Origin of the sequence: Phenylobacterium sp. (assembly GCF_036402295.1) — a bacterium.
Taxonomy (GTDB): Bacteria; Pseudomonadota; Alphaproteobacteria; order Caulobacterales; family Caulobacteraceae; genus Phenylobacterium.
In genome coordinates this window covers 1-6,788 of the sequence record NZ_DASWTE010000191.1, presented here as the reverse complement: position 1 = coordinate 6,788, position 6,788 = coordinate 1, and the positions used below count along the sequence as shown (strand labels likewise).

Here is a 6,788-nt window from a genome sequence, read left to right as displayed (position 1 = left end):
CGCGAAGCTGATCGGCGCTGGCCTTGCCACCTCGGGCATGATCGGGGCCGGTGTCGGCCTGGGCAGCCTGTTCGGCAACTACCTGCAAGCCGCGATCCGCAACCCGTCGGCCGCCGCCAGCCAGCAGACCATGCTGTTCCTCGGCATGGCGCTGACCGAAACGATGGGCCTGTTCAGCTTCGTCGTGTCGCTGATCATCCTGTTCGGCTAAGACGGACGAGAAGCGCGCCCCATGGCGATGCAGACTGAAGACCACGCGGCGCCCGCCGCACCGGGCCACGAGCCCGGCGCCGCCGGCGCCCATGAGGGAGCCGCTGCGGCGGAGCACGCCGAAGGCGGCCTGCCGCAGTTCGACTTCGCGCAGTGGCCGGGCCAGATCCTCTGGTTCCTGATCATCTTCTTCGGGCTGATGCTCTTCGTGCGCTTCTTTGCGGCGCCGAAGGTGGGCGGCACGATCGAAGCTCGCGAGGGCAAGATCGCCGGCGACATCGCCGAGGCCCGGCGAATGAAGGACGAGGCCGACGCGCAAGCTGCGGCCGCGGCCCAGGAAGCCGCCCAGGCGCGCGCTCAGGCGCAGAAGGTGGCGGCGGAAGCCCGGGCCAAGGCCCAGGCCGAGATCGCCGCCCGCCTCGCCGAGGAAGAGACCAAGCTGGCCGCGTCCGGCGCGGAAGCCGAAGCGCGGATCGCCAAGGCCCGCGAGGCCGCCATGACGAACGTGTCGGGCATTGCCTCCGACACCGCCAAGGCGATCGTCGAGAAGCTGACCGGCAAGACTGTCACGGCGACCGAATTGGCCGCCGCGGCGAAGGGATAGACCATGGCGCTTCTCCTCGACTCCCACTTCTGGGTGGCGATCGCCTTCGTCGTCTTCCTGGGCGTTCTCGTCTGGGCCGGCGTCCACAAGCTGGCCTGGAAGGCGCTCGGCGACGCCGGCGCAAAGGTGCAGGCCCAGCTGGACGAAGCCGACGCCCTGCGTCGCGAGGCCCAGGACCTGCTGAACCAGGTGAAGGCCCAGAAGGAGGCGTCCGAAAAGCTGGCCGCCGAGATCCTCGCCAACGCCAAGGAAGAGGCCCAGCGCCTTGGCGTCGAGGCTCAGGCCAAGCTCGCCGAACAGATCGAACGCCGCGGCCAGATGGCCGAGCGCAAGATCGCCCAGGCCGAGGCTCAGGCCGAAGCCCAAGTCCGCGCCGCGGCCGCCGACCTGGCCGCCCAGATGGCTGAGCAGGTGCTGGTCGCCCGCCTCAGCGGCGCCAAGTCCGACCCGCTGATCGACAAGGCGATCGGCCAGCTGGCGGGGAAGCTGCAATAGCTTGAGATCGGGCCGCCGCGGTCTCCCCTGCACCCGGAGATGGCGGCCCGTGGTCGATGCGCAGCGTTGGGGAATGCTGCGCGCCTGCGACCTGTCCACGGACCCCACAACCGCTCGAACAGCCTGCGGCGCTCCACCTGGGGAGATGCGCCGGTTCCGGACTGTTCCTGACCGTTGTGGGGTTCGTGGACGCTTCGTTCCTAACTCACCCCACACACGGATTGTCATCCCGGTCCTGGGCTTCGCCGAAACCGGGATGACACTGTAGGAGCGGAGAGGCGCCTCAGCGCCGACGGAACTTCCGACGCAGCGGCTTGATGAACCGGATGCGCGACGGCAGCAGGATCCGCTCGACCCGCAGCGTCTGGTGGTAGAACAGCGCCACCACCTCGGGATCGCGCCGCAGGAGGCGGCGGATCGGCGAGAGGACCCGCGGGTGGGCCCGGTGCAGCTTCACGAACTGCCGCCGCGCCTTGAACGAGTTGCGCAGCACGATCATCAGCCCGACCACGATCACCGGGATCCCGCCGGGACCCGGCAGCGGCGCGATCAGCACGCCGGCCGCGATGATCGCGAAGCCAAGCAGCACCATGCCCGTCCGCTTGATGCGGATGGCAACTTCGCGCGCGAAGTCGTCCGTGGCGCGATAGACGCGCAAAGAGGGCATGGCGAAAGACACGTGAATAGTCCTGGGGGGCGAGCGGCGGAGCGGGGAGGTCCCGCCGTCACAGACCCCATATGCGTACGTAGTCTGGAATCGTAAAGACGCTGGCCCGTTAAATTTTCCTAACGCGCCGCTATTCCACCGCTGATGGCGCCGGCGCCACACCTGCGCGGCCTCAAAGCCACGAACAAGCTTGGCAGTACCGAACCTTCGAATTCAGGCTCAGCGCGAGGCGGCAGCGGCTTCCTGTTGAATCGGTGCGGATTCAGGCCGCCAAACAAGCTTGGGTTTGCGGGCCGCCAGGGTCTCGTCCAGCCGGCGCAGCGGGGCCAGGTGGGGGGCGTTCTTGAACCGGTCCACTTCCCCAAGCTTGGCCGTTGCGGCCAAAGACCGCAGCGCTTCGCAGAACCGGTCGAGCTCGCGCTTGGACTCGGTTTCGGTAGGTTCGATCAGCATCGCACCGTGCACGACCAGCGGGAAGTACATGGTCATCGGATGGAAGCCCTCGTCGATCATCGCCTTGGCGAAGTCGAGGGTGGTCACGCCGGTGCCCTCCAGCCAGCGGTCGTCGAACAGCGCCTCGTGCATGCACGGCCCGTCCGGGAAGGCGGGCGTCATGACGTCGGCGAGTCGGGCCTTGATGTAGTTCGCGTTGAGGACCGCATCCTCGGCCACCTGACGCAGGCCGTCCGACCCGTGGCTGCGCATGTAGGCGTAGGCGCGGACGAACATGCCCATCTGGCCCTGGAACGCGCACATGCGGCCGAAGGCCAGCGCGGCCTCGCCCACGGCCTCCTCGATCAGCTGCAGACCACCCGCGCCGCTGACCACCCAGGGAGCCGGCGCGAAGGGCGCCAGGGCCTCCGACAGCACCACCGGACCCGCGCCGGGGCCGCCGCCGCCGTGCGGGGTGGAGAAGGTCTTGTGCAGGTTGATGTGCATGGCGTCCACGCCAAGGTCTCCCGGCCGGACGCGGCCGACGATGGCGTTGAAGTTGGCGCCGTCGCAGTAGAAGTAGGCGCCAGCCTCGTGGGTCAGGCGCGCAATCTCGATCACGTCGCGTTCAAATAGCCCGCAAGTATTTGGATTCGTTACCATTATTGCCGCCACGTCGGGGCCGAGCTTGGCGGCGAGGTCGGCGAGGTCGACGCGGCCGTCGTCGGTCTGGGCGATTTCTGTTACGTTATAACCTACGAAGGCGGCGGTGGCGGGGTTGGTGCCGTGGGCCGAGGTGGGGACCAGGACGGTGCGGCGGTGGCCGTGGCCGGCGGCCTCGTGGGCGGCCTTGATGCAGAGCAGGCCGCAGAGCTCGCCGTGGGCGCCAGCCTTGGGCGAGAGCGCGACGGCGGGCATGCCGGTCAGGGTCTTCAGCCAGTGGGCCAGGCGGTCCATGAGCTCGAGCGCGCCCTGGGCGGTGGCGACAGGCGCCAGCGGGTGCAGGTCGGCGAAGCCGGCCATGCGGGCGGCCTTCTCGTTCAGCCGGGGATTGTGTTTCATGGTGCACGACCCGAGGGGGTAGAGCGCCAGGTCGATGGCGTGGTTCTTCTGGCTGAGGCGCACGTAGTGGCGCATGGCCTCGGGCTCGGAGAGGCCGGGGAGGTCCAGCGAGGCGCGGGTGAGGCCGGCGAGGTCGGTCGGATCCGAGGCCTCGGGCAGGTCGACGCCGGTCTTGGTCCAGCCGTCCAGCTCGAAGATCAGCGGCTCGTCCTGGACGAGGCCGCGGCCGCCGGTCAGCGACTGGAAGCCGGCGGTGCTCGCGTCACCTTCCGGGCGGGTGGGGCGGCCAACGTTTTGCATGGTCATCAGGCGGCCTTGAGGGCGGCGGCGAGGGCCGCGATGTCTTCGGAGGTGGTGGTCTCGGTGGCGCAGAGCAGCAGGACGTCGTCCAGGCCGGCATGCGGGTCGAGGCGGGAATAGGGAACGCCGGCGACGATGCCGGAGGCCAGGAGGTCGTCGACCAGCCTGGCGGCCGAGCCCTTCACCCGCACGGCGATCTCGTTGAAGAAGCGCGGGGTCAGCACCTCGAGGCCGGCATCTGTGACGGCGTCGGCGAGCTCGCGGGTCCTGGCGTGGTTGATGCGGGCGAGCTGCTGCAGGCCCACGCCGCCCAAGAGCGTCATGTGGATCGTGAAGGCCAGGGCGCAGAGGCCGGAGTTGGTGCAGATGTTGGAGGTCGCCTTCTCGCGGCGGATGTGCTGCTCGCGGGTCGAGAGTGTCAGCACGTAGCCGCGGCGGCCCTCGGCGTCGACGGTCTCGCCGCAGAGGCGGCCCGGCATCTGGCGCACCAGCTTCTCGCGGCAGGCGAAGAGGCCGACGTAGGGGCCGCCGTAGTTCAGCGCGTTGCCGATCGACTGGCCCTCGGCCACGGCGATGTCGGCGCCCATTTCGCCGGGCGGCTTCAAGAGGCCGAACGAGACGGCCTCGGTGGTCACCACGATCAGCAGCGCGCCCTTGGCATGGGCCGCCTCGGCGATCTTCGAGACGTCGGTGACGACGCCGAACACGTTGGGCGTCTGGACCACGACGCAGGCAGTGTGGTCGTCGATGGCGTCGATGACCGCGGCCTCGGCGTCGATGGCGGCCGGCAGGCGCACGATCTCCATGCCCTCGGCGTGGGCGATGGTCTGAGTGGTCGCGGCGTAGTGCGGGTGCAGGCCGCCCGACAGGATGGCCTTCTCGCGGCGGTTCACCCGCTGGGCCATCATCACGGCCTCGGCGCAGGCGGTGGAGCCGTCGTACATGGAGGCGTTGGCCACATCCATGCCGGTGAGCGCCGCGACCTGGGTCTGGAACTCGAACAGCACCTGCAGCGTGCCCTGGGCGATCTCGGGCTGGTAGGGCGTGTAGCTGGTCAGGAACTCGGACCGCTGGATGACGTGGTCCACGGTCGCCGGCACGTGGTGCTTGTAGGCCCCTGCGCCGCAGAAGAACGGCCCGGCGCCGGCCGGGCGGCTCATGGCCGACAGGGCGGCCAACTCGCGCTCCACCTCCAGCTCGCCGGCATGCGGCGGCAGGTCGACGGGGCCCTTCAGGCGGGCCGCCTGGGGCACGTCGGCGAACAGCGCGTCGATGTCGGGCGCGCCGATCACACCCAGCATCTGAGCGCGGTCGTCGGGGGTCAGCGGGAGGTATCGCATCGGCGTGTCAGGACCTCTTGGTCAGCCGGCTCCAGAACCGGCCAAGGAGTGAGTTGGGTTCATCGGCGGGCGGAGCCTGCGTTCCGATGCCGTCCCGATAGCCGGACCAGGCCTCGAAGCCGCCCATTAGCCGCTGGGCGAGCTCGGCGGGGTCGGCGACCGGGATGACCTCCCTCGCCACCTCGTCTTCGTCACCGGCGTCTTCGTCGGCAAGCAATGGGGCGCCGCTGTTGCCCGGTGTTCGCAGGACCGCGCCGCTTTCGTCGGCCGCCATGATGTAGCAGGCAGTGGCGTCGGCGATCTCGAAGATCACCTGCGCGAGTTCCGGCGAGAGGCCGCCGCGGAGCGCGAACATGCCGCCCGGGTCGTCGTCGGCGCCGTAGAACTCCACTTCCTCGCCCGTGCAAAGCACCAGGTCCTGGTCCGGATGCGCTCGGCGCGCGCCGCAGAGGAGGAGCGCCCCGTCCGTGGCGGCGCGGGCTTCGGGGCCGCCGGGCGTAGCACTAGACGGAACCAGGAAGACATCGAAGCTCATCGGCACGCTCCGGCGCACGGCCCTAGCGCCCCCTCCACCCCATTCGTGGTCCCCCTCCCCCGTGAACGGGGGAGGTTCGCGGCGTCGACGCCCCGTACCTCACCCGCAAAGCGGGGGAGGGGGACCACGAAGTGGTGGAGGGGGCGCTGGGGCTGCACGGCGTCAGGATTCCGCCAGGAAGGCTTCGTAGGCGGCGCGGTCCATGAGGGAGTCGTATTCGGCCGGGTTGGCGACGCGGACCTTGGCGAACCAGCCGCCACCTTCCGGGGAGGCGTTGACGGTTTCGGGGGCGCCGGAGAGCTCGCCGTTGGCTTCCACGACTTCGCCCGAGATCGGGGCGTAGACATCCGAAGCGGCCTTGACGCTCTCGACCACGGCGAAGGCGTCGCCGGCCTTCACGGTCTTGCCGACCTCGGGGGTCTCGACGAACACCACGTCGCCCAGCTGCTCGGCGGCGTGGGCGGTGATGCCGACGGTGGCCACGTCGCCCTGTAGGACGACCCACTCGTGGTCCTTGGTGAAGCGCATGGGGTCTCTCCTAGAAGCGGGAAAGGGCGCCGAAGGCGCCAGTTTTGAACCGCGGAAAACGCGGAAGGACGCGGAAGGAGATCGGGGCCCCTTCCGCGCTTTTCCGCGTTTTCCGCGGCTTGAATGAGAGCGCCTGCGGCGCGTAGGGCGTCGCCATCGTCACACCTTGCGGACGTAGCGGTGGGGGACGAAGGGGCTGGGGACGACTTCGGCGGCTTGCGGCTTGCCGCGGACGATGACCTTGAGCTTCGTGCCTTCCGTCTTGAAGGCGGGGGGGACGAAGGCGAGCGCGATGCCGGCTTTCAGGCAGGGGGAATGGCCGCCGGAGGTGACGACGCCGATGACGTTCCCGGCCTCGTCGGCGACTTCGGCGCCTTCGCGGGCGGGGGCGCCCTCCAGCACGCGCAGGCAGACCTTGGCGCGCGGCGCGCCCTCGGCCAGTTCCTTGACGATGCGCTGGGCGCCCGGGAAGTCGCGCTGCTCGCGGCGGTTCTTGTTGACGGCGAAGGTGAGGCCCGCCTCGACCGGCGAGACGGTCTCGTCCAGGTCGTGGCCGTAGAGCGGCAGGCCGGCCTCCAGGCGCAGGCTGTCGCGGGCGCCCAGGCCGATGGGCTT

At 69.7% G+C, this 6,788-nt stretch carries 9 protein-coding genes; 3 read left to right on the top strand and 6 right to left on the bottom strand.

Annotation, left to right across the window (positions count from 1 at the left end; genetic code table 11):
- From VGD44_RS11985 to VGD44_RS11975, 3 genes are all read left to right on the top strand, one after another.
- Positions 1–211 (top strand): F0F1 ATP synthase subunit C (locus VGD44_RS11985; RefSeq protein WP_331087243.1); only part of this gene is annotated, 211 nt, incomplete at its 5' end.
- 21 nt (positions 212–232) lie between these two features.
- On the top strand, positions 233–814 hold the full coding sequence (locus VGD44_RS11980; protein ID WP_331087241.1) for a hypothetical protein: 582 nt from the start codon (positions 233–235) through the stop codon (positions 812–814).
- Positions 815–817: 3 nt separating this feature from the next.
- Positions 818–1,309, top strand: coding sequence for an ATP F0F1 synthase subunit B (locus VGD44_RS11975; RefSeq protein ID WP_331087239.1), 492 nt, complete (start codon positions 818–820; stop codon positions 1,307–1,309).
- Positions 1,310–1,592: 283 nt separating this feature from the next.
- Here VGD44_RS11975 and VGD44_RS11970 read toward each other — a convergent pair whose 3' ends face one another.
- From VGD44_RS11970 to VGD44_RS11945, 6 genes are all read right to left on the bottom strand, one after another.
- Positions 1,593–1,988: a hypothetical protein gene (locus VGD44_RS11970; protein WP_331087237.1), complete on the bottom strand. Its 396-nt coding sequence runs from the start codon at positions 1,986–1,988 to the stop codon at positions 1,593–1,595.
- Between the two features lie 207 nt (positions 1,989–2,195).
- The gene (gcvPB, locus tag VGD44_RS11965) at positions 2,196–3,776 is read right to left on the bottom strand and encodes an aminomethyl-transferring glycine dehydrogenase subunit GcvPB (protein WP_331087235.1); all 1,581 of its coding nucleotides are present in this window, start codon (positions 3,774–3,776) and stop codon (positions 2,196–2,198) included.
- Entirely contained in the window at positions 3,776–5,110 is a 1,335-nt protein-coding gene (gene gcvPA / locus VGD44_RS11960) for an aminomethyl-transferring glycine dehydrogenase subunit GcvPA (protein ID WP_331087233.1), read from the bottom strand. The genes gcvPB and gcvPA overlap by 1 nt, the downstream gene beginning before the upstream one ends.
- A 7-nt stretch (positions 5,111–5,117) precedes the next feature.
- Positions 5,118–5,645: a hypothetical protein gene (locus VGD44_RS11955; RefSeq protein WP_331087231.1), complete on the bottom strand. Its 528-nt coding sequence runs from the start codon at positions 5,643–5,645 to the stop codon at positions 5,118–5,120.
- 162 nt (positions 5,646–5,807) lie between these two features.
- Entirely contained in the window at positions 5,808–6,173 is a 366-nt protein-coding gene (gene gcvH, locus VGD44_RS11950) for a glycine cleavage system protein GcvH (RefSeq protein ID WP_331087229.1), read from the bottom strand.
- Between the two features lie 159 nt (positions 6,174–6,332).
- Positions 6,333–6,788, bottom strand: a 456-nt coding sequence (locus tag VGD44_RS11945) for a glycine cleavage T C-terminal barrel domain-containing protein (RefSeq protein ID WP_331087227.1), incomplete at its 5' end; no start/stop codon positions are given.

Excerpts from the sequence above, each read along its gene's own strand:
- VGD44_RS11955 (WP_331087231.1), bottom strand. The coding sequence starts at position 5,645 with ATGAGCTTCGATGTCTTCCTGGTTCCGTCTAGTGCTACGCCCGGCGGC.
- VGD44_RS11980 (WP_331087241.1), top strand. The coding sequence starts at position 233 with ATGGCGATGCAGACTGAAGACCACGCGGCGCCCGCCGCACCGGGCCAC.
- gcvPA (WP_331087233.1), bottom strand. The coding sequence starts at position 5,110 with ATGCGATACCTCCCGCTGACCCCCGACGACCGCGCTCAGATGCTGGGT.
- gcvH (WP_331087229.1), bottom strand. The coding sequence starts at position 6,173 with ATGCGCTTCACCAAGGACCACGAGTGGGTCGTCCTACAGGGCGACGTG.
- VGD44_RS11975 (WP_331087239.1), top strand. The coding sequence starts at position 818 with ATGGCGCTTCTCCTCGACTCCCACTTCTGGGTGGCGATCGCCTTCGTC.
- gcvPB (WP_331087235.1), bottom strand. The coding sequence starts at position 3,776 with ATGACCATGCAAAACGTTGGCCGCCCCACCCGCCCGGAAGGTGACGCG.